This is a genomic window from Corynebacterium tuberculostearicum, assembly GCF_022347235.1.
Taxonomy (GTDB): Bacteria; Actinomycetota; Actinomycetes; order Mycobacteriales; family Mycobacteriaceae; genus Corynebacterium; species Corynebacterium tuberculostearicum_F.
Map to the genome: position 1 here is coordinate 1 of NZ_JAKRDX010000004.1, position 23,057 is coordinate 23,057.

A 23,057-nucleotide genomic window follows, 5' to 3' on the forward strand; every position below is an offset into this window, starting at 1 on the left:
CAAAAAAATTTCAGAACAAATCCGAAACAGGCCGTGAAAAGCCCGAAACCCAACAAAAGAACAAACCACCACAAACCACAAAAGCCTGTGCTGGCGTCCAAAAAATTACTACAAAGAAAAAAATAAGTTCCCTCAACCCGACGGGGTCAAAAATAAGGAAACCAAAAAAGTTGAACACAATCACATGCCAACCAATCCATCTCAATGCAGCCGAAACACCAAACAGCATTCAAAAGAGTACGTGCTCCACATACCCAACCGGCACACACCAACCAACAAACCACTAAGCCTGCTGGCAGACAAACCAATCAACACACAACCATGCACACAAAAAATAAAAAGTACATTGGCACACTATTGAGTTCTCAAACATCATCCACACACCCCAAAAATTAACCTACCGTTAACCTCTCGTTGGCGGCTCGTACAAACGTACTCAACTCAATGAACCCTGTCAAATCATCGAACCAAGTCCGCACGAAATTCGCTCAAAAGTAACCAACCGGCTACCTCGCGGCGACTTCGATTAATGTAGTCCAACCCCACCAACAATGACAAATCCCCAGCACAGTCCGGATTTCCCGCACTACATGCCAGAGCAACTCCGCGCCAGGAGGCAGGATTCGGTGAGCGGCCTAAGCCATATAGAAGGCCCCAACTCCACTGCGAGATTGCTTTCCCCTAATGCCGCAGGAGAGGGTTCGCAGATCTAAAAGCCATTGCATGGAAAAAGGCCCCCGATTTCTCGGGGGCCTACCGGTGGAGCTGCCGGGAATTGAACCCGGGTCCTTCGTCACCTTGCCAGGGCTTCTCCGTGCGCAGTCCGCACAGAATCTCTGCTCGGCCCTCCGGATCGGGCGAACACGTCCGGATGATGGACCCAGTCACCAGTAAGAGTCCCGACTGGTCCTGATGACCCGGCCAGCCGGCTAGTTCCTTAGTCGATGCCAGGTTCTAGGTCAGGAACGAAACCTAGGCTGACAGACACGCGTCGCTGTAATTAGGCAGCGAGGGCGTAGTCACGCTGAGAGTTCTTCTCTGCGTTTATTGGTTGCTACGACGCTTATACGGTGGTCGTTAGCCTGCACCGGCACGCTTCCCCTGGCGCAGTGCACGAAGTCGAAACCAAATCAACCCCATGCTGTAGGGACGGGATAGTGCATCTTCCCTACGGTTCGTTCAACACTACCCCACCCGCTTTTATTTCCTCAAGTGCTCCTCTAACCATTCCTTGAGGACTACCGCATGGTTGACCGTGCGGTTGGCGGCGGCGAAGAGGAGGGTGGCGTCGGAAAGCGCAAGCAGTTGGGTGAGCTCGTCGGAATCGTTGTCATCGAGCTCAGCCTTGTAGCGGCGGGCAAACTCGTCGAAGCTATCCTCGTCGTGGTTCCACCACTTGCGCAGTTCGGGGCTGGGTGCGACATCCTTGAACCACTCTTTATAGTCTAGGTCACTCTTGGCAACGCCCCGGGGCCACATCCGATCCACCAGCACCCCGGTACCTTCGATGGTGTCCTCGCCCTTGACGACGTCGTGGACTTTCGCTGTCTTAAACATTGATGCCCTTCACGCGGCGGCCGAGCTCGCGGGAGATTTCACGGTCTTGGTCGCGGCGCTTAATATCCTCACGTTTATCGTAGTCTTGTTTACCTTGCGCTAACGCCAGCGAGAGCTTGGCGTAGCCATTCTTGAGGTAGACCTTCAGCGGGACCAGGGTCTTATTACCATTGCGCACCTGCCCGTAAAGCTTGTCGATTTCGCGGCGGTGCAGCAAGAGCTTGCGGGTGCGCCGCGGGCTGTGGTTCGTCCATGAGCCCATGGAATATTCCGGGATGTGCAGGTTGCGCAGGTACACCTCGCCATCATCGATGGTGGCGAAGGCATCATTGAGCGAGATTTTTCCCTCCCGCAAGGACTTGATCTCGGTACCGAGCAAGACGATGCCACACTCGTATTCCTCGAGGATCTTGTAGTCATGCCGGGCCCGGCGGTTGGTAGCGAGTGTTGCCTCGCCGGAGGCCGCCTTCTTATTCTTCTTGCCCTTCTTAGCCATAATTATGGCAGTGTAGTGCCCTTTTAGCCGGCCCGGCAAACGGGCTATTTGCGCACATAGGACCGCAGGGTGATATGCGCCGTGACGGCCGTGACCACCAGTGCCAGGAGGCCAACGAAAGGCAGGGCAATCCATAGATCACCGGACTTCATGGGGGCGAGCAGCTGGGATTCATACAGGCCTTGCAGGGATGGGTCCACCACTTGGGATTTTCCTAGGAAGATACCGGCACCACCCAACACCACGCCGATGAGCGAGGCCAGCACTGCTTCCACCACGAACGGCGCCTGCGTCATCCACCGGCTTGCGCCCACCATGCGCATGATTTCCGTTTCGCGGGTGCGGTGGAACGCGGCGATCTGCACCATATTGGCCACCAAGAAGATGGCCGCCACGGACATCACGATAGCCAGCACAAAGGTGGCATTGCGAATAGCATCCAGGTTACTTGCGGCATCGCGCACTTCCTGCTGCTGGTCGACGACATCCTCTACCGCCGGATTATCCCTAATCGCATCGATCGCAGAAGCGTCTTCTGGATCCTTCAGGCGCACGTGGAACGCTGCCGGCAGTGCGTCGGGCGAGGTTTGTTCCACCATGACGGGGTCGGTGTCTTGGAAAAGCTCCTTGAACCGCTCATAGGATTCCGCGCGGTTGCGGTATTCCACGGACTCGACGGAATCATCCGCGTCGAGCTGCTTCTTGAGATCCGCGCAGGCCGGGCTGGTGCAATCCGGATCACCGGCAGAAATGTCCTCATTGAGCTGCACCATGACCTCGACACGGTCGAGATAGATCTCCTTGGTGTCCTTGGTCAGGTTGGTCACCATGATACCGGCGACAACGAGGCCTACCGCAATGGCGGTGGTAATGATCATGGCGATCGTCATGGTCAGGTTGCGGCCGAGTCCCTTGGTGGCCTCGCGAAAAATAAACCCTAGCTTCATGCTTCCCCCTCATACATCGCCTCGTGCTCGTCGCGCACGAGGACTCCATTGCGCAGCTCCAGTACGCGTTTGCGTGCCCTATTGACGGCGCGGGCATTGTGGGTGGACATCACCACGGTGGTGCCACGGCGGTTGATGCCCAGCAGCAAGTCCATGATCTCGTCGGCGGTGGAGGGATCGAGGTTGCCCGTGGGTTCGTCGGCAAGCAGCAGCTTCGGCCGATTGACCACGGCGCGCGCAATGGCCACGCGCTGCTGCTCGCCACCGGAAAGCTCGTGCGGATACGCATCGCGGCGATCCTCTAGGCCCACCAGGTCTAAAACCTGCGGGACCGAGGTGGAGATGCGGTACTTGCTCTTGCCAATAACCTCCAGCGCAAAGGCCACGTTTTGATACACCGTCAGCTTGGGAAGCAGGCGAAAGTCCTGGAAGACATAGCCAATGGACTGACGCAGCGCGTTGATCTGCTTGCCCGAAAGCTCATTGACATGGAAATCATCGAAATAAATATCGCCCTTGGTCACGTTGCTATAGCGCACCATGAGCTCCAGGAAGGTGGACTTACCGGAGCCAGACGGGCCAATGAGGAAGGCGAATTCGCCATCCGCAATCTCGAAGGACACCCCGTCGAGCGCTGGGCGAGACTCGGCGGAGTAAGCCTTAGTCACGTTGTCGAATCTAATCACGCGAATCACTGTAGCAACTAAAGTTGACACCACGCTGTGAACTGTATTTAAGTAATGTGGTCTAAGACACTAATTTGTTCCGACCGATCGACAGAAAGTGCCGATACAATGGCCGAAACCGAAACTAAAGAAAAACCACGTTCTGCAAGCGGCTTCCTGGGCACTGTAGAAAAGATTGGCAATAAGCTGCCGGATCCCTTCTGGCTCTTCGTTATCCTCGCAGCCATCGTCGCTGTGACCTCTTGGCTAGGACACCTCGTCGGCATGACCGCCGAGGATCCCAAGACCGGCGATACCATCGAAGTCGAATCCCTGCTGACCACCGAGAATATCTCGCGCATGGTTACTGATGCAGTGGAGAACTTCACCAGCTTCCCGCCGCTTGGCGTCATCCTTGCCGTAATGCTCGGCGTGGCCGTGGCGGAGCAGTCTGGACTGCTTTCCGCGTTGGTGCGCGCGATGGTGACCAAGGTCAGCGCCAAGATGCTGACCTTCGTTGTCGCCTTGGCCGGCGTGACCGGCTCCGTGGCCTCTGACGCCATCTACGTCATCCTGATCCCGCTGGGCGCAATGGCCTTCCACGCCGTGGGCCGCTCCCCCATCGTGGGCGCGATGGTGGCCTTTGCGGCATCGTCTGCCGGTTTTAATGCCTCACTGATTCTGAATATCACTGACCTCCTGCTCGCGGGTATTTCTACCCCGGCCGCACAGTTTGTGGACCCAGAATATGAGGTCAGCCCGCTGGCCAATATCTTCTTTGTTATCCCTTCCGCCGTGGTGCTCTCCCTCATCATTACCGCGGTCACGGAATTCCTCATGGTCAAAAAGGCCCGCGAGCTGGTGGACCACGACCACATCAATTACGAAGAGGTGTCCTTTTCCAAGGCCGCCGGTGGGGCCGGCGCGAATGCAGAGGAGGGTGAGGAGTACGACTTCACCGATGATGAAGAGGCGATGCGCATCAAGCCCAACGAGCAGCGTGGTCTGATTGCTTCCGGCATCGCGCTGGTGGTCTTCCTTGCCGCCTTCTTTGCCTTGCTCTTTATCCCCGGCTCCCCGCTGGCAAGCCAAGGGGATAGCTTCATGGAGTCGCCACTCATTAGCGCCATCGCGGTGCCGATTGCCCTGGCTTTCTTGGTATGCGGCATCGTCTACGGCCTGGCGGCAGGCACCGTGAAGTCCTTTGCCGATGTCCCCGAATTCATGGCCAAGGGCATCGAGACCCTCGTTCCCATGCTGGTCCTCTTCTTCGCCGTCGCCCAGTTCCTGGCCTGGTTCGAGTGGTCGAACTTGGGCGTGTGGACTGCGATTAAGGGCTCCGAGCTGCTCCAACACTGGTCCCTGCCGCCGCTGGTCATGTTTGCGGCACTGGTGGCCATGGTCGCACTGCTTAACCTCTTCATCACCTCCGGTTCCGCCCAGTGGGCGCTGATGGCCCCGGTCATCGTGCCAATGATGATGTATGTAGGCGTCTCGCCCGAGGTTTCCCAGATGCTCTTCCGTATCGGTGACTCCCCGACGAATATCATCACCCCAATGTCGCCCTACTTCGCCTTGGCTCTGACCTTCCTGCAGCGCTATTACAAGCCAGCAGGTGTGGGTACCTTGATGTCACTGGCGCTGCCCTATTCTCTCTGCATGATCGTGGGTTGGTTCGCCTTCTTCGTCATCTGGTATCTCATCGGCATTCCGCTGGGACCAGGCGCGCCGATGGACTACGCGGGTTAGGTCCATAGAGATCAGGCCGAACTGAGGAGATTCTCCCCTCAGTTCGGCCTTTTCGCGTTCAATTCAGCCCGATCAGTATGGACCTAATCTTGGTCTTCTTGTTGCTGCATACGCCAGCGGATACCGGATTCAAGGAAGCCATCGATATCGCCATCGAGCACCTTGGAGGGATCGCCCACCTCAAAATTGGTGCGTAAGTCTTTGACCATCTGATACGGGTGCAGCACGTAGGAGCGCATCTGATTGCCCCAGGAGGCGTTGCCACCGGCGCCCAACGCATCGAGCTCAGCTTGTTCCTCCTGACGCTTGCGCTCCAGTAGCTTTGCCTGCAGCACGCGCATGGCCGAGGCCTTATTTTGAATCTGCGACTTTTCGTTCTGGCAGGTCACCACAATGCCGGTGGGAATGTGGGTCAGGCGCACCGCCGAGTCGGTGGTATTGACAGACTGGCCGCCCGGACCAGAAGAACGATAGACATCGACGCGCACCTCTGAATCCGGCACCTCAATCGAGTCAGTCTGCTCCACCACCGGAAGCACCTCTACCTCTGCGAAGGACGTCTGGCGCCGCCCTTGGTTATCAAAGGGCGAGATGCGCACCAGGCGGTGCGCACCCTGCTCCACGGAGAGCTGGCCATACATGTATTCACCGTGGACGACAAAGGTCGCAGACTTGATGCCGGCCTCCTCCGCATAAGAGATGTCATAGACATCCACCTTGTGACCGTGCTTTTCCGCCCACCGCGTGTACATGCGCATGAGCATCTCGGCCCAGTCGGCCGCGTCCACACCGCCGGCGCCAGAGCGGATATTGATAACCGCCTCACGCGGGTCATACTCACCAGAAAGCATGGTGGTGACCTCCAGCGATTCGATGGCAGATTCCAGGGAATCAAGCTCATCATCCGCCAGGGAGGTATCGCCCTCTTCTTCCGCGAGTTCATACATCACGGGCATGTCCTCTAAGCGCCCGCGCAGCGATTCCAACTTGCGAACCTTGGCCTGCGCTGCGGAAAGCTCGGAGGTGACCTGTTGCGCGTGGGCGGGGTCATCCCACAGGGATGGGTCGCCGGCCTGGGCCTCTAGTTCCCGAATGCGGGCAGCCAAAGCCTCCGGGTCCATGACCTTCTCGATGGTGGTCAGGGTGGTTTCCAATTGCTTGAGCCGTGCTGTTACTTCGGGACGCATAGGCCCCAATCCTACCCACCCGGCCGGCATAATTAGCCATCGGCCGCGTTTAGGGTGACAATGGTGGGCATGGATCAAAAGCCGAGCTTGCAGGAGATGATCGATGCGGTCATCAAGACCTTCATTGTCGCGCACGCGGATGACGGGGATGCGCACCTAGCGCAGGCCCTTGTCTATAACGCCGGCCGCCTGGCCTGGCGCTTGCGCGAGATGGGCGTCGACGTAGAGCACAAGACTTCTATCTCGGACGTTGTTACGGATGCGGACCGGGCGGCCGAGCGCTTCGTTGCGGGCGTGCTCGAGGCCGTGCGTCCGGAAGACGGCATCCTCGGCGAAGAGGGTGCGGCCCGCGAGTCCCAGTCCGGCCGCACCTGGGTCATTGACCCAGTCGATGGCACCTACAACTTCTCTTCCGGCTCCGATTATTGGTGCTCTGCCCTCGCGCTTACCGACGCCACGGGGATCACCCTCGGCGCCGTCCACCGCCCCGCCATGGGGTACACCTGGTTCGGTGGCCGGGACTACCCCACTTCCCTCGACGGCAAGGAAGTAACTCGCCTGCAGGAGAAGCCAGCCGAGCAGATTTCACTATCCACGTATCTGCACCCAACCTCGCTGGCGGATGGGGATATCCGCGGGGCATGGCAGCGCGTGGCAGAAAACTTTGCTACAGTCCGTATGCTCGGTGCCGGTTCTGTTGACCTGTCCTCCGTGGCCGATGGCACATGGGGCGCATGGATGCAGCATTCGGTAGCGGATTGGGATTGGTTCCCCGGCAAAGCCCTCGTGGAGGCAGCCGGCGGTGCTGCCCGCAAGGTAGAAGCCGGCGGCGTCGAATGGTGCCTGGCCGGCAATAAACAGGTAGTGGATCAGATGGAGGATTGGCTCCGTGGGTAAGTTTAAAGAAGACTTGGGCCTCGCGCTCGAGCTGGCCGGCCATGCCGATGTAGTGACCATGCATCGTTTCGAGGCCTCGGACCTTTCCGTCAAGGAAAAGCCAGATATGTCCCCCGTATCGGATGCGGACCTCACCTGTGAGAAGCAAATCCGCGAATCCCTCAAGCGCTCCCGCCCGCGCGATGAAGTGTTGGGGGAGGAATACGGCGGCGAGGCCTGCTATAAGGGCCGCCAGTGGGTCATCGATCCCATCGACGGCACCAAGAACTTCGTGCGTGGCGTCCCCGTATGGGCCACGCTCATCTCCCTTTTGGAAGACGGCGAACCAGTAGTCTCGGTAGTTTCCGCTCCCGCCCTGCGCCGCCGCTGGTACGCGGCCAAAGGCGCTGGCGCCTTCCGCGTTTTTGGCGGCGAGCCGAAGCGCTTGGGTGTATCCCATGTGGAAAAGCTCGCCGATTCTTCGCTGGCTATGAGCTCGCTAACCGGATGGGCCGAACGGGGCCTGCGCGATCAGTTCCTCGCGCTCACGGACAAAACCTGGCGCCTGCGCGGCTATGGTGATTTCTGGTCCTATTGCCTCGTGGCCGAAGGCGCGGTAGACATCGCCGCCGAACCCGAGGTGTCCTTGTGGGACCTCGCCGCGCCCTCCCTCATCGTGACCGAGGCCGGCGGTACTTTCACGGATTTGGACGGAAACCCCGGCCCCCACGGCGGATCCGGCGTCGCCTCCAACGGCCTGCTCCACAAGCACGCCCTAGCCGCACTACAGGGCTAGGAATTTCTGCGCAGCTGAAGTAACACGCACCCGCCACCCTGCGGCCGATCTGTACGCATGCACTCGGATTTTTCGCATCCGGGTCGGCGGCGGGTGCGTGCCAATAAGGACGGCTGCATCTCTGACCGGCTCCTGCCGGTGTCAATAACCACGCCTAAGTAGCTTCTGGATAGGGCTCGCAAGTAATTCACGCTATACCCCACTGGCTGTGGTTATTAGCACCAGCCAAAGATGCACAAAGCCCGCTCCCCAAGGCTGGGAAAGCGGGCAAAAGGATTGGCGAGGCTAGTCCTCAGGCAATGTAAAACCAGCACCTACGCCACCGCGGCGGTTCATATCCGCCAAGACTGCATCCATGGTGTTTGCGGCGGTTGGGTTATGCACCGGACCCTGCAGCGGGGTGCGGCACGGGAAATTCACCGGCAGGAAACCGCCGGTAATCGAACCAATGAGTCGGCCGTTGACCAACAACGGTGCACCGGAATCGCCCATCATGGCGCATACCTGGTTAACCTGAATTTTCTTTTCCTGCTGATAGGTCATGCCGCAGGTCTTCCCGGTGGCAACACCCTGCTTGCACACCTGCTGCCCCGGCTTAACGCCACCGCCCAACTGATTCACGGTCACGCCATTGTAGGAGCGGGATACCTTGGCCTTAGAGCCGAACTCGATGACGGCGTAATCCAAGTCTTCATTCTTGGACACCACGGTGCCGGTTGGGCCAATCTGCTCCGAATCGGCGGAGGTGACCGAATCCCCCACGTTGCCGCAGTGCGCAGCGGTAAGCCCAACCTTGCGGCCAGCATTATCGTTGCCCGCCACAGTCAGGGTGCACATCATCTTCTCATCGACATAAACCGGGGTGCCGGGGCCATAAAGCGACTCGCCCTCATTCATAGCCGCAACAGATTCTTCTGGAATGCGTGGGGCATCAAAGAACGAGCCCGGCACGCGGTGCAGCACGTAGTCAGCCTGTGGCTTGCCCGCAGCTACCTTGGAAAATCCATCATTTTTCCACTTATAGTTTGGATTGGTTCCCTGCGGCTTAAACTCCGGCTGGGTGGCCTGCTCCGCTAGGCCGATGGGATTCGGGTTGGTCATCGGCTCCGCGTACTGTGCCTGCTGCGCCGTGTGCTGCACGGCTTGCTGCGCGTTGCGCACAGAGGAATCCACGGCGTCGGTGACGTTCTTATCCACCTGCGGGGTTTGGATGCCTACCCCAGCCAGGCCATCTCGGACCTGGTCAATAATCCCTGCGGAATCGAAATCCGGTTGGGGCAATTCCTGGGCGCCTGCGGCCGGGGAGCCTAGGAAAAACGCACCAGCGAAAGCCGAGCCCACCAGGACTTTCTTAAGGTGCGGTATGCGAAGCATCAAGGTACCTACTTTCAGTTGTCAACATCGTGCAAACTCGATACTGGCACGAAAAAATTGTGGAATCAGCAAACTCCTGTGACTGTGTCCAAGCCGTTATATTTCTTCCAGAATTCGGGGGTAATCACCCCTCCCCTATCATTGGGCGCATGGTCACACCGCTGTCTTATTCCGATACCTCTGGCTTCCCGCAGCTGCACATGTCACGAGTCATCGACGCTGATTTTGATACCGCCGCGCACCGGCTTTTCCGCTGGTCAATCCAACGCAGCGGCCTTTTCCGCGTGCGGCCCACCCATGAGGTGGTGGAGCTCGGTGCGGAGGTCACCATGGGCCTCGGCCCGTGGGATTTTCGCTGTCGCGTGGTCGATGTCTTCCACGAAGACGGCCGCTGCGGGTTCACCTACGGCACCCTCCCCGGACACCTCGAGCGCGGCGAGGAAACCTTCACCCTTGAGCGCCTGCGCGATGGTCGCACGCTGCTGCTTATCGACGCCGCCTCCGAGCCCTTCCTCCCCTTCCTGCGCCCCCTTGTGGACGTGCCAAGGCGCCTGCTGATTAGCCGACTCTACCTTCACGCCTTGGACGATTAGCAGGATTGTATATACGACAAAAGCCGCCTCCCCGACGCCGGGAAAGCGGCTTAAACTCGGCGCTGGTTAATTCTTGCGCTTGTCCTCAATGGACTCGCGCGCATCGCGCACAGCGCCCTTGACGCGGTCAAAGAAGCCACCCTTCTTCGTGGACTCCTCCTGGTACTCGTGTGCCTTGTCCTCCACGAAGCCCTTAGCGCGCTGGAACGCATCGCCGACGGCGCTACCAGCCTCGGATGCCTTGCCCTTTAGCTGGTCCAGGCGCTCAGAGGACTGCTGACCGTTAACGTTGTCCTGGTTCGGCGCAGTAGCAACGCGCTCTTCGTTTGCTTCACCTACGATGTGCTGGCTTGGCGCGTAGTCCGAGTTATCCTCGTCCAGCTTCTCCTGCAGGTCCGGCTGCTGCGGGGCGGAGCCGATGTGCTCTTCCTGTGCCCCACCTACGATGTGCTGGCTCGGTGCATAGTCCGAGTTATCCTCGTCCAACTTCTCCTGCAGATCCGGCTGCTGCGGAGCCGAACCAATGTGCTCTTCCTTCGCGCCGCCTACAATGTGCTGGCTTGGCGCGTAGTCAGAGTTATCCTCGTCCAGCTTCTCCTGCAGATCCGGCTGCTCGGAGGCAGAGCCTACATGCTCTTCGTCGGCGCCAGCGACAACGTGATTCTGCGGCTCGTACTTGCTGGCGGTGGATTCTGCATTATCCGCAGCCTGCTTGCCTACCGGCGTGGATAGGCCCGCTGCGCCCGCGGCGCCTGCCGCTGCAACACCTGCACCCGCTGCAGCCGCGCCGGACTGAGCGGAGGCGCCCGACTTAGCTGCCGAAGACACAGTGTCCTCAGATGCCAGGTACTTGTATTCGTTGCGGTCCAGGTCAACTTCGTGGCCTAGGTTATTCGCCATTGCTGCGTACTCCTTTAAATAGATTTATCTTCTCCCCTCTAGGGTTCCAGAAAATTCAGGAGCGTGCACGGAAATGGGTATGGGAAAGCGTCGACCGGTGGAGGGATCAGTCATCTCTAAACACTCAACATGGAAGGTTTCGCGTACGAGTTCAGCAGTCATCACCTCCTCGGTGACCCCTTCGGCCACAATGCGTCCCTCACGCATGGCTACGATTCTATCGGCGTAACGCGCGGCGTGGACCATATCGTGGACCACCATGACCACTGTGGTCCCGGCACCATTGAGGTCTCGGATGAGCTCCAAGATGGACAGTTGGTGCGCAGGGTCGAGGTAAGTAGTCGGCTCGTCAAGCAAGGTAATTGGTGTTTCTTGGGCCAAGGTCATGGCGAGGAAAACACGCTGGCGCTGACCGCCGGAAAGGTTTGCGGCGGAGGCATCGAGAAGCTCGCTCACCCCAGCACGCGAGGCAGCACGCTCAACCGCTGCATGATCTCCGGCCCGCATCGTCGCTAGCGCTCCTGTATAGGGATAGCGGCCGTAACCGATGACGTCGCGCACTAATACCCCTTCCGGGGCCACGGGATGTTGTGGCAGAAAAGAAACTTCACGGGCAAAGGCACGCGAGGAATACTCACTGATTTTTTGGTCCCCGAGGTACACCGCGCCTGCGCTGGGCGTGAGTTGGCGGCCCAGTGTTTTAAGAAGCGTCGATTTGCCGCAGCCATTCGGCCCGATCAGAGCCGTTACTTGTCCGCTAGTTAAGTGGAGATTTACTTCTTTGACCACATCGGGACCCCCGTAGCCCACGGTTAATCCGCTACACGTCAATGTCATGTCAAGCCTCCGTTTCGCACTCGGGTCAGCCGAGTCAATAGGAAAATGAAATAGGGTGCGCCAATCAGCGCGATGAGCGCGCCGACGGGGATTTCCGTGGGGGCGAAGGCCCAGCGACCGAACGTATCGCATACAGTCACAAGGACCGCACCGCCTAGGGCCGCCACGGGCATTTGCCGGCGCAGGTTTGCACCAACAATCAAGCGGGCAGCATGCGGGACGATGAGCCCGGCGAAACCCAAGACCCCGGCTGCGGCGACTCCCGCGGCGCCAAGGATAACGGCCAGGGCCACTGCTATTAGGCGCCATATCTTGGTGCTCACTCCGATGCCGGCCATGGTGGAATCATCCAGCGCGAGCATGTCCAGGTGCTTTGCCACCACCATCGCGATGGTTAGGGCGAGAAGGATAAAGGGGGCGACGATAGCGGCGTCGCCAAGCGAGCGGGCGTAAAGCGAACCTTTCAGCCATGTCATGGCCGCTCCAGCCTCTGGCGCGGCGCGCACCAAGAGCAGTTCAGTGATGGCACCCAGCCCGAAAGATACCGCCACCCCGGTAAGGGGCAGGCGCACCGGATCGCTTACCCCGCGTCCAGCAAAAAGGAGAACCACCCCAGTTCCAGCCAACGCGCCGATAAAGGCGATAAAGGTCAGCAGGTGGGCCGGCAGGGCGCCTACTCCCATGAGTACCGCAACGGCCGCGAGTCCACCGCCGGAGGTAATACCCACCGTATCTGGAGCGGCCAAAGGATTGCGTAGCGCGGACTGCAATAGACACCCAGAAACAGCCATGGCACTGCCCGCGCAAATACCTACCAAGATCCGCGGTGCGCGGTACTTCCAGATGAGCGGATCTCCGGCAAAGAAGCCAGTGGTCACCTCGCCCGGCGATTTCATCACCGCACCGACGCCCATGCCGATAACTGCGCTCAATACCAACGCCAGGATGAGCCCTACCAGAACCCCTACAAATCTCTTATGCCGCATGCCTCCCCCTCCCTAGGGCATGGACGGACCACAGCACTAAGGGCATGCCAGCCAAAGAAGTCACGATGCCTACTGGGGTCTCGGCCGGCGCCCAGATTGCCTGCCCAACCGAGTCGGCCACCAGAAGCACCGCTGCTCCTACAATTCCAGCCACACACAGCCCCATGCGATGGTGCGGGCCGCACACCCGCCACGCTACGGTCGCGGCCATCAGCCCCAAAAATCCAATCGGCCCGGTTGCGGCTACCGAAGGAGCAATGAGCACTACCGCCTCCACAATGGCAGCCAACCGAATGCGCTCCGGCTTCGCCCCCACAGCACCGGCCACGGCATCACCGGCTACGAGCAAGTCCAGCGTTTGCGCACCGACTAAGGTCAAGGGAACCACGACCAGCACAGCGACCAGTGCGGGCATAATATCGCTTAGGCGTACACCGGCAAGCCGGCCAGAGAGCCATGACATCACCGTCGCCAGTTGAGCTTCATCTATCACCAGAAAAATGGAGGTCAAGGCGCTACACAGCGCGGAAACAGCAACGCCCACGAGTACCATGCGCTGGATCGCACCGCTCTTGCCCACGCCCACCGTCACCCCCACAGCAATCCCCGCACCCAGCAGCGCACCGGGCAGCTGGTCAACGCTCGAGGTTTCGCTCCCAGAAAACATTGCGGTTGCGACTGCGCCGAGTGCCGCACCGGAGTTCACACCAGTGATGGACGGATCGGCGAGCGGATTCGCGGTTGCCGTGCGCAGCAATAACCCACCTACACCTAGTGCAATACCGACCACCGTGGTAGCAAGGAGACGGTCAAAAGCCACGCTATGCAGCTCTTCTTCTAACCACGGGGTATCAACTGGCACCTGAACATGGCGGAGCCGCCACCACCACACAAAGGCAGCGGCAGCGGTTGCAAGGACCAAGCAGGCGCTGGCTTTAGTTCGAGGTGCCACTACTTTTCAGCGGCGATAATGTCATCGAGCATATGCTCGGCGGAAAGTGGCCCGCGAGCGCGCGACCAGATATCTTGGTCTACCTCTACGATGTCACCGCTGCCCTTGGCATAGGGCGTCTTTTTAAACGCTTCGACGTCCTTGTACATAAAGACTCGGTCAGCCTTCATTCCAGGGAGCTTATCGCCGGTCAGTTCCGCTACATCAGTCTTAGATTCGATGGAAGACTTCTCACCTTCGAAGGCGTAGTCATAGCCCACTTTACTCAGTAGCGACTGAGGGAAAGAGGGGTTGACCCAGGTATAGAGCATCTCGCTGGACCAGCCAGCCACGACCGCACGACTCCCCGGCTTTACCGTGTCCTTGGTCTGAGCAATCTTGTCCTCGATGCGCTGACGGACGTCTTTAGCCTTTTCCTCTTTGCCGAGTTTGGCCGCGATCTCATCCATCGAGTCCAGCACGTCCGAGTAGGTTTCATCTGGGTAGGATTCCGTCTGCGCAATCTCTTCCAGCTGCGGCATGATATCAGCTTGACGGGTAGGGCTAGCCAAAATCAGATCTGGTTCCAAAGACTGGATAACCTCCAAGTTCGGCTGCTTGGCTTGGCCCACGGAGGTCGCCTGACCTAACTGGCCCTTCAAAGTAGTTGGTGCCTCCGACTTGCCGATTTCTACGATTCCCACAGGGTCCACATCGAGGGCCTTGAGAATTTCCTCATAGCGCCAATCGAGCGCCACAACTCGCTCGATTTTCCTATCTTCACCCAGTCCCTGAGAAGAATCAGAAGAACACGCGGCAAGGCCCACGCCTAGGGCTAAGGTGGCTACGAGTGCGATAACCGCACGCGTTTTAGTGAAGTCTTTCTTTTGCATAGGCTTACCTTAGCTTTATAAGGGTTTACTGTCTAGAGCCTGATTGCTTCCCTCTCCATGACAGACCATGCAGCCACAGGATGAGTTCCATGAGGGATAGCGGTGAGGAGCGGAAACCGAAATCCGCTCTAGCCACGATCATCTACAGCCTCTGCGAACGAACTCCAAACTGCGGTCTTTGGTGTTCATCTTTCGAATGCTCTAGCCCTTGAGCACAGCGCGGGAAACGATGACGGGGGCGTCGCTGAAAGGATCGTCCCAGATTTCTACATCGATACCGTAGGCTGCGGCTAAAATATCCTTCCGCAGTGCTTCCTTGGGAGTCCCCCGGGCTATGACCTCGCCGTTGTTCATAACCGCCCTGGTGTCGGAGTACTGACCAGCCAACATGTGGTCGTGCAGCACAACAACGACTGCCTTACCAGCGCGGGCTTGCTTGCGAACGGGCTCCAAAACACTAATCGCGTGGGCGGGATCGAGGAAGGTCGTAGGCTCGTCGAGCAGCGGCACCGGCGCGCCCTGAGCCAGAGCCAGTGCAAGCCGTGCCCATTGGCGCTGGCCGCCGAAGAAAACGAAAATGGCCCTCATCGGCGAATGGGGAGCAGTTCATCAATCTAGAGGGGCTAACTGTAATTGGCCTTACAACCGTTCCATATCTATAGGCTATGCGAAGTTTCCATAGCCAGAAATGGTGCTCACCCATAAGAACGCGGATACGACGAAAGCCGCGGCGAATGTGAAGGCAAAAGCACGCCATGATCGGTCGCTAAGCCGATCCTTTTTCAACATGTAGACAGATATGGCTAATACACCCAACACCACCAATGAAGGTAGAGGTAGCCCATAGAAAACGAAAGGTATTGGAAGCCATGTGGACAGGAGCACTCCGCCATGAAGGGTTACGACACCCAAGACAATTCCAAAAAGTATTCCCGGAATGATCGTTCTTTCTTTCACAACAAATTCCTTACCAATCAGTTTATCTTGATCAGGCCACCGTTTTTAGCCTGCGCATGACATTCATGGGCCTGACCCCGGAAAGTAGACACGTCGGGGGTCAGGCCCCCAGTTTTCTATCTCCAAAGTAAACAGAACCAAACCGCTTTTGAGTGGCAGCTAGATGATCGGTGATTGTGAATTGTCGAGCCAGGCCACGATGTGGTTTTCGGCTTGTCTCGCAGACGGTAGTTTGTCGAGGTGGCGGTCTCCGTTATGGTTCGTGAGAAGAAGCGGGAAGTAGTTTCCCTTGGCATTGAACTTGACCTGGAGGGTCTCGCCTTGCGAATTCTGGTACGTAACGAAGCCAGCGGACGGAGTCTCCGACAAGTGAGTCAGCCACTTAGGTACGGCTTTGGCAGAGGCGTAACGTTGCTCGCCCAATACGGTAGACGAGGTGGAGATGTCAGTGGTTTCGTCGCCTTCCAAGATCGGAATGCCCAAATGCGGGACCGAAATGGCGATGCCCTGGTGGAGGCCGAGCGCTGAAAGTTTTCGGGCGTCGCTCGAGAGATTTTCCGTGGGGATGTCGATTTTGGCTTGGCCGGGAGCTGGTGGTTCAACCTGCGCCAACTGCGCAATTGCGTCGAGTGCCGCCGTAGACTGAGGTGTATCTTCGAGGGCGATGATGGCCAAGTTGAGAGACTCGCGCTGCGACGTACTCGCCGTGTACAACTCGAGCGAGTCGGACTGATTCACTGAATCCAGCAGGATGCCGAGTATTTCGCCTTGGTAGGCGTAGATGGCCTCATCGATGGCGGTGGTGTCATGAACATTGCTCAACAGATGGTGGAGGTGCTCGGCGGCATCCGAGTCCATGGATTGGTCGTAAACTTTCGCATACAGTCGTCCGATGAGCAGCAGTGCGGAATCGCTATGCATAGTCTTTCGCTCCGTAAAAGTCGAAGGGGTACGGGTGGCTGGTCTTCCCGGCGAGGGGGTTTCGATCCTTTGGAGCGGAAAGCCATCCAGTGATGGCGCTGAGCACTTCGGCAGGCAGGCGCACTTCTTCTCCTTCTGCTGCAGCGAACCTGTAGCTGAGGGCGCCGGTTTTGTCAGCGTTTCCGTCAAGTCGCTCGGCCAGCTCGAATATTGTCAGCGCAGTGATATCTGCAACGAATCTGATTGCGTCATCAGATGACAGGGGCCCTGTTTCCTGGATTCGCGTGTGAAGCTGTTCAATGGTTGGCGTGACGACGTCTTCGAGGTCCGATTGAAATTGCGTCAGCTGTTCGTTGGTGGGCTGCGTTAACACTCTTATAACACTCCAGGGTTCCACGGGATATTTGTAGGTTGAGACAAGCCTTGTTGCTTGAGCTGCTCGATACCATAATCGGTTAGTGCTTCCGCTTCAGATTGGCTGAATCCGACCGAGGTGTGTGCCTTTACCTCGATGGCTCTCACGTCGTTCCAAGTATAGGTATCGACGTCAGGATCGAAATTCTTGGCAAAATCATCATATCCGCGTCGTTGTACTGCAGTGATCTCTTTGTGAAGCGCAGATCCGGTTGCGGGATTGCGCGGTGCAGGATTTTGAGCCTAGTGCACCAAATGGCGATTTCAGCATAAAACGAAAGAGACCCCTACCAGCGTTTCCACTGGTAGGGGCTTGGAAGTTGGTAGCGGGGGCAGGATTCGAACCTACGACCTCTGGGTTATGAGCCCAGCGAGCTACCGAGCTGCTCCACCCCGCGTCGAGATGACTTCCATCATCTGCGCTTGAACAGTACGTTAACACTAAGTGTATTCGCTCTGTCCTGGCGACTCATGTAACTATACATAGGGAAAGGCACCTACCCAAATCCGCTGGGCAGGTGCCTAATTCATTGCGACTATAAGCCGGAACTACTTCTCCGTCGACTGGTAGGACTCGACTGCCTTGTCGAGCTCATCCAGGGCGCGACCATATTCCTCGAAGGAGCCATCGCGCGCATCTTCAAGCCCCTTCAGGGCCTTGTTGATGTCATCGATGGCACCCGCCTCGTCGGAGGAAGACGGAGCGGAAGCCGGAGCCGAAGGCTTATCGTCCTTAGACTCCTTCTTGTTCTCCTCATCCTTGGCGCCGTCCTTGTCCTCGGAATCGCCGTCAACTTCCTCGATGTTCTGGGCAGACTTGGCGTCGATTCCCACCTGCTCGAGGGCATCGCCGATGGTCGGGGCATAGCCCACGCGGCCCTTATAGGACACGAGCACGCGCAACAGCTTCGGGAAGGCAGAGGCCTGGTCCTTGCGCTGCGAGTAAATCGGCTCGAGGTACAGGATTTCGCCGCCACCTACTGGCAGGGCTAGCAGGTTGCCGTTGTGCAGGTCGTTGGTGCCCTCCCACAGGGTGCGGTCGCGGGCGACCTGGTCGGAGGACATCATCGCATCCTGTGCCTGCTTCGGGCCCTGGGTCTGTGTATTGGTGGGCAGCACGCGCACGGTGATATCGCCGTAGTTTTCCGGTTCGGAGGATACGGCCATGTGCGCAGACAAGAACTCGCGGTTGAGGCCACGGTAGGAGGTGGTCAGCTGGAAGGTCGGCTTGCCGGTCTCCGGGTCAGCGGCCATCACGTAGTACGGCGGCTGATTGAGCTGACGGGATTCCTCCGCGGTGGGGTCATTCGGCACGGACCAGAAGGCATCGTTATTGAAGAAGACATTCGGGTCATCCACGTGGTAGCGGGCCAACAGGTCACGCTGCACCTTGAACATATCCTCCGGGTAGCGGAAGTGCTCGCGTAGCTCATCGGAGATCTCCGCCTCAGGCTTGACGACGTCCGGGAACACACCCTCCCAAGCCTTGAGCACCGGGTCATTCTTGTCGAACTCGTAGAGGTCCACAGTGCCGTCATAGGCATCGACGGTGGCCTTGACCGAGTTGCGGATATAGCCGACCTTGTCATTGACCAAGCGCTGGGTGGTGCCATCAGGGTTGAGGGTGTCCTGGGTGGCGTCGGAAAGCGAGGCACGCTGGGAGTAAGGCAAGGATTCCAGAGTGGTATAGCCATCCACAATCCACTTCAGGCGGCCATCAACCACTGCCGGGTAGGTAGCAGAATCGGTGGTCAACCACGGAGCAACCTTCTCCACGCGCTCGCGCGGATCGCGGTCATACAGCAGCTTGGACTCGCTGCCGACGCGATCCGAGAGCAGGAAGTTCAGCTCGCGATACTTGGCGGCGTACATGGTGCGGTCAAAGATATTGCCGATGCCAACGCCGCCCTTGCCGTCATAGGTGTAGGTGGAGCTATCGGTGTCATACTCGACCGGGTTATCGCCGGTCTTGCCGGTAATCGCATAATCCATGCCGTCGGCCGCGCCGGCAATGACCGGGCCGTAGTAGATGCGCGGCTGATCAACCTTAATGCCAAGGGATTTCTCTGCGTCCTGAGTTTCGCCTTCGCCCTCGGACTCGCCGGCCTGAGTCTGTAGGTCAGACACGGTAAAGATGGGGAAGCCACCGCGGGCGGAACCTGCATCGCGGGCCACCTCGTCGACCTTATTGGCCTGCGCTGCCACGAAGCCGTTGCCGTGAGTGTAGACGGTGTGGCGGTTAATCCAGTCCGACTGGTTCTCCCGCAGCTCGTTCGGATCCAGCTCGCGGGCGGCGACGACGAAGTCGCGCTTCTTGCCATCGATCTCGTAGCGGTCCATCGACAGCGTCTCTGGGAAGCCGTAGAAGTTCTTCAGCTGCTGCATCTGAGTGAAGGTAGGAGAAAGGATCTCCGGATCCAGCAGGCGGAGGTTATTGATGGTGGCGTTATCAGAGGCCACCTTGTCATCGGAGACTTCATCCCCGCCCCAGTTGTCTTCATAGGTGACGTGGTCATCAGTGAGCCCATAGGCATAGCGGGTGGCCTCGATATTGCGGGCGATGGATTCTTCTTCCTTAGCCTGGCGGTTGGGCTGTACGGAAAAGCGCTCCATCAGCAGCGGCCATGCCTGGCCAATGACCAGCGAGGACAGCAGCATCAGCACCACGGCCAGGCCGGGGATGCGCAGGTCCTTGATGACAACGGCCATAAACAGGGCCACGGCCACAAAAACGCCAATGATCATCAAGATGATCTTCGCCGGCAGGTAGGCGTGAATATCGGTATAGGAACCACCGGTAAAGAGGTCGTGCTGGGTATTAAGCAGCTCATAGCGCTCCAACCAGTAGCCGATGACCTGGACTACCATCCACAGGCCGGCGGTAATCGCCAGCTGCAGGCGAGCGGGGTGGGAGATCGAGCCGCGCACACCGGCGGCCTTATTGCCAATGCGGATGCCGCCCAGCACGTAGTGGCCGAAAAGCGCAATAAGGAAGGCCAGGATCAACAAGATGGACAGGGTGCTAACCACCATCTTGAGAACTGGCAACGTGAAGGCATAAAAACCCAGGTCGTGGTGGAACTGGGCGTCTTGTTCGCCGAATTCCTGGCCGTTGAGGAAGAGCAGCACCGTGCGCCAATTGGACTGGCCGATGAAACCGGCGATGATGCCCACGATGGCGGGGATGACCTTGAAGAAGACACCCATGGACTTCTCAATGGACTTGCGGTACTGATACACCGGCGAGTTCAGGTCTCCCAAGTCGAGCGAATCCGGGCGCCCGCGCCAGGCAAAATAGCCGGCGGCCCACACCACTGCAGCGGCCACAAGACCGAAGATGATAAAGAGGACTATCCGCGCAATAATCGCGGTGGTGAAGACGTTCCGGTATTCAATCGCACCAAACCACCTCCAATCCGTGTACATGCCCACGAGCATGGGGCCAAAGAACAAGAGGACGGCAATGATGGCCGCAATGATTGTCGCGACCCGCGGGGGCCGCTTCAACGGGGCGGCTGGTGTGGATGACCCTAAGGACAACGCCAGCTCCAATCAACTAGTGCGAATTTAAAACCTGTAGACTTCTTCCAGCTTAAGGAAGCAATACACAGATAACGAATAAGGATGTTCATGAGTTCCCCCGAATTATCACAGCCAGCTTTAAACCGCGCGATGACCGAAGCCGTGGAATTCGTCCACGCCGAAGGCTGGGACGCCCGCCCCACCATCTTCGCGCTGGTTCCCACCCACTTGGTAGCCGATCAGCTTGCCGCGCTCGATGAAGAGGACGCCGCACCGCTTACCCTCATCGTGCAGGATAATGTGCCCGAAAACATTGAGCCTGGTTCAGAGCAGCTGGCCGATTATGTCTCCCGCCTGGCCTGGCCGCGAGAGGTTGCCGGCGTCATCTTGGCCCAAGAGATTAAGTTCCGCGATACCTCCAGCGAGGACCCCTCCCCTCGCCCGGCGCGCCTTTATTCCGGTGCGCTGCGCGAGGAAGGCATCGAAACCACATTGCTGCAGCTGCGCCCCACCGAGGAGGAGTTAGAAGCGGCCGGACCGTTCGCGGAAGATGACATCCAGCTGCGCGGCGGCCCGCAGGTAGCTCCGGGGGTCATTGCGGCCTTGCGCTATGGGCTGAACCAAGACCCGGATGAGCTAGATTAGACTGAAGTGACAATTCTCGCCTGCGACTAAGGAGCATTTTCCTACCGTGCGACGCACTACTCTCACTCGCCTGACCGCCACCCGCGCCACCGCAGCAGCGCTTCTGCTGGGTGTAGGCGTGAGCACTGCCGCTTGTTCCTCGGACGATGCCGCGCCTGCCGACGCCCCCGTGGAGACCACCACCGCCGGCGCCGAGTCCACCGCCCCTGCGGCGGATACCACTGAGGAAACCAGCACCGCCTCTAGCTCCTCTTCCACCGTTGCGTCCAGCGCGGAATCGAGCGCGGCGGAAAGCTCGGGGGTGTCTGAGGGGGCGTCGGCAAGCAAGGAGCCCGACAACGAAAAATTGGAAAAGTCTGTAGCCAAGGCCTATGACATCTTTGCTCCGGTAGCGCCCAAGGAGCTCTTCGCGCACTTCGACCGCTGCGATTCCACGGGCGGGGACGATTCCTATAATTGCTCTGGGCCGGAGGTAGGCCAGTTCCAGTTCTTCCGCTCGCACTCCAAGGCCAAGCAAACCACGCAGGTGCTCACCGAGCTGCGCAGCTCGCAGGTCATTGAGGATGACGGCGACCGCGTCGTAGGCTGGTCCACCTTGGGAACCACCGCGGTCATCACCGTGGTGGACAATAAAGAAGGCATGGTTATGCAGCAGATGATCTCCTCCGACCAGGAAGACCCGGAAGAGAAGATCAAGGAGCTGGGCCTAGCTAAGTAAGCCGGCTACTGGCAGGTTTTAATCTCCTTGCCGTCCGCGAAGTCCTTCATCGTGGACACTGCCTCATCCAAGGTGGAAACTTCCGCGATGGGCATATCGCCGTGGTCGCTCGCGGCGGCCTCAGAGCAATTATCCTTCGGCGCGAGGAAGAGCTCCGCGCCGGCCTCGTGTGCTGCGGCGATTTTATGTTGGATGCCGCCAATCGGGCCTACTTTGCCGTCTTCCTGAATAGTGCCCGTACCGGCCACGAACTTGCCGCCGGTGAGGTCTTCCTCGTTGAGCTTATCGATGACCGCTAGGGTAAACATCATGCCGGCGGAGGGCCCACCAATATCCTGCAGGTTGTATTTGACCTTAATATCGTCCTGCGGGACCGAGAGCATGGCGATGCCCAGCATTGCCTGCCCCTTCTGCTTCGGGTTCTCCCCTAGCTCGATTTCTTCTTCTTGCTCCTTGCCGCCCCGCTGGACGGTCAGCGTGACCTTATCGCCAGGGCTTTTCTGCTTGATGACGTCTTGGACCTCGCCCGGCTCCGAGACATCTTTGCCTTCTACCGCGGTAATGACATCGTCCTTTTTCAGCGTGCCCTGCGCCGCGCCCTCATCCATGACTTCCGCGATGGTGATCTTTACCGGCAGGTGCAGGTAATCCATGGCCGCCACGGTGGCTGCAGACTCGGACTGGGTAAAGGCCTGCTTATTGGACTCTTCTACCTCTTTATCGCTCATATTCTGCGGAATGACGGTATCGATGGGCACGATGGTGTCATCGGTCATCATCCAGCGGCCCAGCGCCTGCGCCAGGGTCATATTGGTGCGCACGGAGACTGTGGTCATGTTGAGGTGGCCGTCGGTGTCATAGGTTTTCGGCGCCTTAACATCTACCACCTGGGTGCCGTCGACCTCACCCAATGTGTCCACCGTGGGACCTGGCCCCTCAGCGGCATAAGGCACGGTCAAAGACACATCGGTGCCGGGGATATGGTCAAGCGATACCAACGCACCGGTGAGGACGACGGGGATGGCACCCCAGGCGATAGTGCGGACGCGACGGCTAGCAGGAGAATTCACGGATCAATACCCTACAACCTTTG

General features: G+C 58.6%; 23 protein-coding genes, 1 tRNA gene and 1 other RNA gene. 7 read left to right on the top strand and 18 right to left on the bottom strand.

Going from position 1 to position 23,057, the window contains the following annotated elements; translation table 11 throughout:
- On the top strand, positions 1-287 hold a 287-nt coding region (locus MHK09_RS03020), incomplete at its 5' end, for a hypothetical protein (RefSeq protein ID WP_250412636.1).
- A 470-nt stretch (positions 288-757) separates the two neighbouring features.
- On the opposite strand, the gene ssrA is transcribed toward MHK09_RS03020, so the two are convergent.
- From ssrA to ftsE, 5 genes are all read right to left on the bottom strand, one after another.
- Positions 758-1,138, bottom strand: a transfer-messenger RNA (tmRNA) gene (ssrA, locus tag MHK09_RS03025).
- 62 nt (positions 1,139-1,200) lie between these two features.
- On the bottom strand, positions 1,201-1,557 hold the full coding sequence (locus MHK09_RS03030) for a DUF488 domain-containing protein (protein ID WP_250412637.1): 357 nt from the start codon (positions 1,555-1,557) through the stop codon (positions 1,201-1,203).
- Positions 1,550-2,053, bottom strand: coding sequence for an SsrA-binding protein SmpB (smpB, locus tag MHK09_RS03035; RefSeq protein WP_005322310.1), 504 nt, complete (start codon positions 2,051-2,053; stop codon positions 1,550-1,552). Before smpB ends, MHK09_RS03030 begins: the two co-directional genes overlap by 8 nt.
- A gap of 44 nt (positions 2,054-2,097) precedes the next feature.
- Positions 2,098-3,000: a permease-like cell division protein FtsX gene (gene ftsX, locus MHK09_RS03040; protein WP_250412638.1), complete on the bottom strand. Its 903-nt coding sequence runs from the start codon at positions 2,998-3,000 to the stop codon at positions 2,098-2,100.
- Complete coding sequence (gene ftsE, locus MHK09_RS03045) at positions 2,997-3,686, bottom strand: cell division ATP-binding protein FtsE (RefSeq protein WP_150851432.1); 690 nt, start codon at positions 3,684-3,686, stop codon at positions 2,997-2,999. The genes ftsX and ftsE overlap by 4 nt, the downstream gene beginning before the upstream one ends.
- A 108-nt stretch (positions 3,687-3,794) precedes the next feature.
- Here ftsE and MHK09_RS03050 point away from each other — a divergent pair, with 108 nt between their 5' ends.
- Positions 3,795-5,414 (top strand): AbgT family transporter, encoded by a 1,620-nt coding sequence (locus MHK09_RS03050; RefSeq protein ID WP_250412639.1) that lies wholly within the window; start codon positions 3,795-3,797, stop codon positions 5,412-5,414.
- A gap of 83 nt (positions 5,415-5,497) precedes the next feature.
- Here the strand turns inward: MHK09_RS03050 and prfB are convergent, their stop codons facing one another.
- On the bottom strand, positions 5,498-6,601 hold the full coding sequence (gene prfB / locus MHK09_RS03055) for a peptide chain release factor 2 (protein ID WP_250412640.1): 1,104 nt from the start codon (positions 6,599-6,601) through the stop codon (positions 5,498-5,500).
- A 60-nt stretch (positions 6,602-6,661) separates the two neighbouring features.
- Here prfB and MHK09_RS03060 point away from each other — a divergent pair, with 60 nt between their 5' ends.
- Together MHK09_RS03060 and hisN are read left to right on the top strand one after the other, a co-directional pair.
- Positions 6,662-7,498, top strand: coding sequence for an inositol monophosphatase family protein (locus tag MHK09_RS03060; protein ID WP_250412641.1), 837 nt, complete (start codon positions 6,662-6,664; stop codon positions 7,496-7,498).
- Entirely contained in the window at positions 7,491-8,273 is a 783-nt protein-coding gene (hisN, locus tag MHK09_RS03065) for a histidinol-phosphatase (protein ID WP_198492690.1), read from the top strand. The genes MHK09_RS03060 and hisN overlap by 8 nt, the downstream gene beginning before the upstream one ends.
- 285 nt (positions 8,274-8,558) lie before the next feature.
- Here hisN and MHK09_RS03070 read toward each other — a convergent pair whose 3' ends face one another.
- Positions 8,559-9,647: a trypsin-like serine protease gene (locus MHK09_RS03070; protein ID WP_250412642.1), complete on the bottom strand. Its 1,089-nt coding sequence runs from the start codon at positions 9,645-9,647 to the stop codon at positions 8,559-8,561.
- A 149-nt stretch (positions 9,648-9,796) separates the two neighbouring features.
- Between MHK09_RS03070 and MHK09_RS03075 the strand changes: the two genes are divergently transcribed.
- Complete coding sequence (locus MHK09_RS03075; RefSeq protein WP_250410761.1) at positions 9,797-10,240, top strand: DUF1990 family protein; 444 nt, start codon at positions 9,797-9,799, stop codon at positions 10,238-10,240.
- Positions 10,241-10,306: 66 nt separating this feature from the next.
- Here MHK09_RS03075 and MHK09_RS03080 read toward each other — a convergent pair whose 3' ends face one another.
- The 10 genes from MHK09_RS03080 to MHK09_RS03125 form a co-directional block, all read right to left on the bottom strand.
- Positions 10,307-11,140, bottom strand: coding sequence for a kinesin (locus MHK09_RS03080; RefSeq protein ID WP_250410760.1), 834 nt, complete (start codon positions 11,138-11,140; stop codon positions 10,307-10,309).
- Positions 11,141-11,164: 24 nt separating this feature from the next.
- Positions 11,165-11,977 carry an ABC transporter ATP-binding protein gene (locus MHK09_RS03085; RefSeq protein ID WP_250410759.1) on the bottom strand — a complete coding sequence of 271 codons (813 nt, stop codon included), beginning with the start codon at positions 11,975-11,977 and terminating at the stop codon, positions 11,165-11,167.
- The gene (locus tag MHK09_RS03090) at positions 11,974-12,963 is read right to left on the bottom strand and encodes a FecCD family ABC transporter permease (protein WP_250410758.1); all 990 of its coding nucleotides are present in this window, start codon (positions 12,961-12,963) and stop codon (positions 11,974-11,976) included. Before MHK09_RS03090 ends, MHK09_RS03085 begins: the two co-directional genes overlap by 4 nt.
- Positions 12,953-13,885 carry a FecCD family ABC transporter permease gene (locus MHK09_RS03095; protein ID WP_250410757.1) on the bottom strand — a complete coding sequence of 311 codons (933 nt, stop codon included), beginning with the start codon at positions 13,883-13,885 and terminating at the stop codon, positions 12,953-12,955. Before MHK09_RS03095 ends, MHK09_RS03090 begins: the two co-directional genes overlap by 11 nt.
- 29 nt (positions 13,886-13,914) lie before the next feature.
- A complete protein-coding gene (locus MHK09_RS03100) occupies positions 13,915-14,787 on the bottom strand; it encodes an ABC transporter substrate-binding protein (RefSeq protein ID WP_250410756.1) in 873 nt (290 codons plus the stop codon).
- Positions 14,788-14,988: 201 nt separating this feature from the next.
- The gene (locus MHK09_RS03105) at positions 14,989-15,375 is read right to left on the bottom strand and encodes an ATP-binding cassette domain-containing protein (RefSeq protein WP_394286743.1); all 387 of its coding nucleotides are present in this window, start codon (positions 15,373-15,375) and stop codon (positions 14,989-14,991) included.
- 528 nt (positions 15,376-15,903) lie between these two features.
- A complete protein-coding gene (locus MHK09_RS03110) occupies positions 15,904-16,665 on the bottom strand; it encodes a hypothetical protein (RefSeq protein WP_250410755.1) in 762 nt (253 codons plus the stop codon).
- A complete protein-coding gene (locus MHK09_RS03115) occupies positions 16,658-17,062 on the bottom strand; it encodes a hypothetical protein (protein ID WP_250412643.1) in 405 nt (134 codons plus the stop codon). The genes MHK09_RS03110 and MHK09_RS03115 overlap by 8 nt, the downstream gene beginning before the upstream one ends.
- A gap of 338 nt (positions 17,063-17,400) precedes the next feature.
- Positions 17,401-17,477, bottom strand: a tRNA-Met gene (locus MHK09_RS03120).
- 151 nt (positions 17,478-17,628) lie between these two features.
- Positions 17,629-20,586, bottom strand: a complete 2,958-nt coding sequence (locus tag MHK09_RS03125; RefSeq protein WP_250410771.1) for a UPF0182 family protein — start codon at positions 20,584-20,586, stop codon at positions 17,629-17,631.
- A gap of 123 nt (positions 20,587-20,709) precedes the next feature.
- Between MHK09_RS03125 and MHK09_RS03130 the strand changes: the two genes are divergently transcribed.
- Both MHK09_RS03130 and MHK09_RS03135 read left to right on the top strand, forming a co-directional pair.
- Positions 20,710-21,246, top strand: a complete 537-nt coding sequence (locus MHK09_RS03130) for a PPA1309 family protein (RefSeq protein WP_005322346.1) — start codon at positions 20,710-20,712, stop codon at positions 21,244-21,246.
- Between the two features lie 46 nt (positions 21,247-21,292).
- A complete protein-coding gene (locus tag MHK09_RS03135; RefSeq protein ID WP_250410754.1) occupies positions 21,293-21,964 on the top strand; it encodes a beta-N-acetylglucosaminidase in 672 nt (223 codons plus the stop codon).
- Between the two features lie 5 nt (positions 21,965-21,969).
- Here MHK09_RS03135 and MHK09_RS03140 read toward each other — a convergent pair whose 3' ends face one another.
- Positions 21,970-23,034 carry a YlbL family protein gene (locus MHK09_RS03140; RefSeq protein ID WP_250410753.1) on the bottom strand — a complete coding sequence of 355 codons (1,065 nt, stop codon included), beginning with the start codon at positions 23,032-23,034 and terminating at the stop codon, positions 21,970-21,972.
- Between the last annotated feature and the right edge of the window lie 23 nt (positions 23,035-23,057).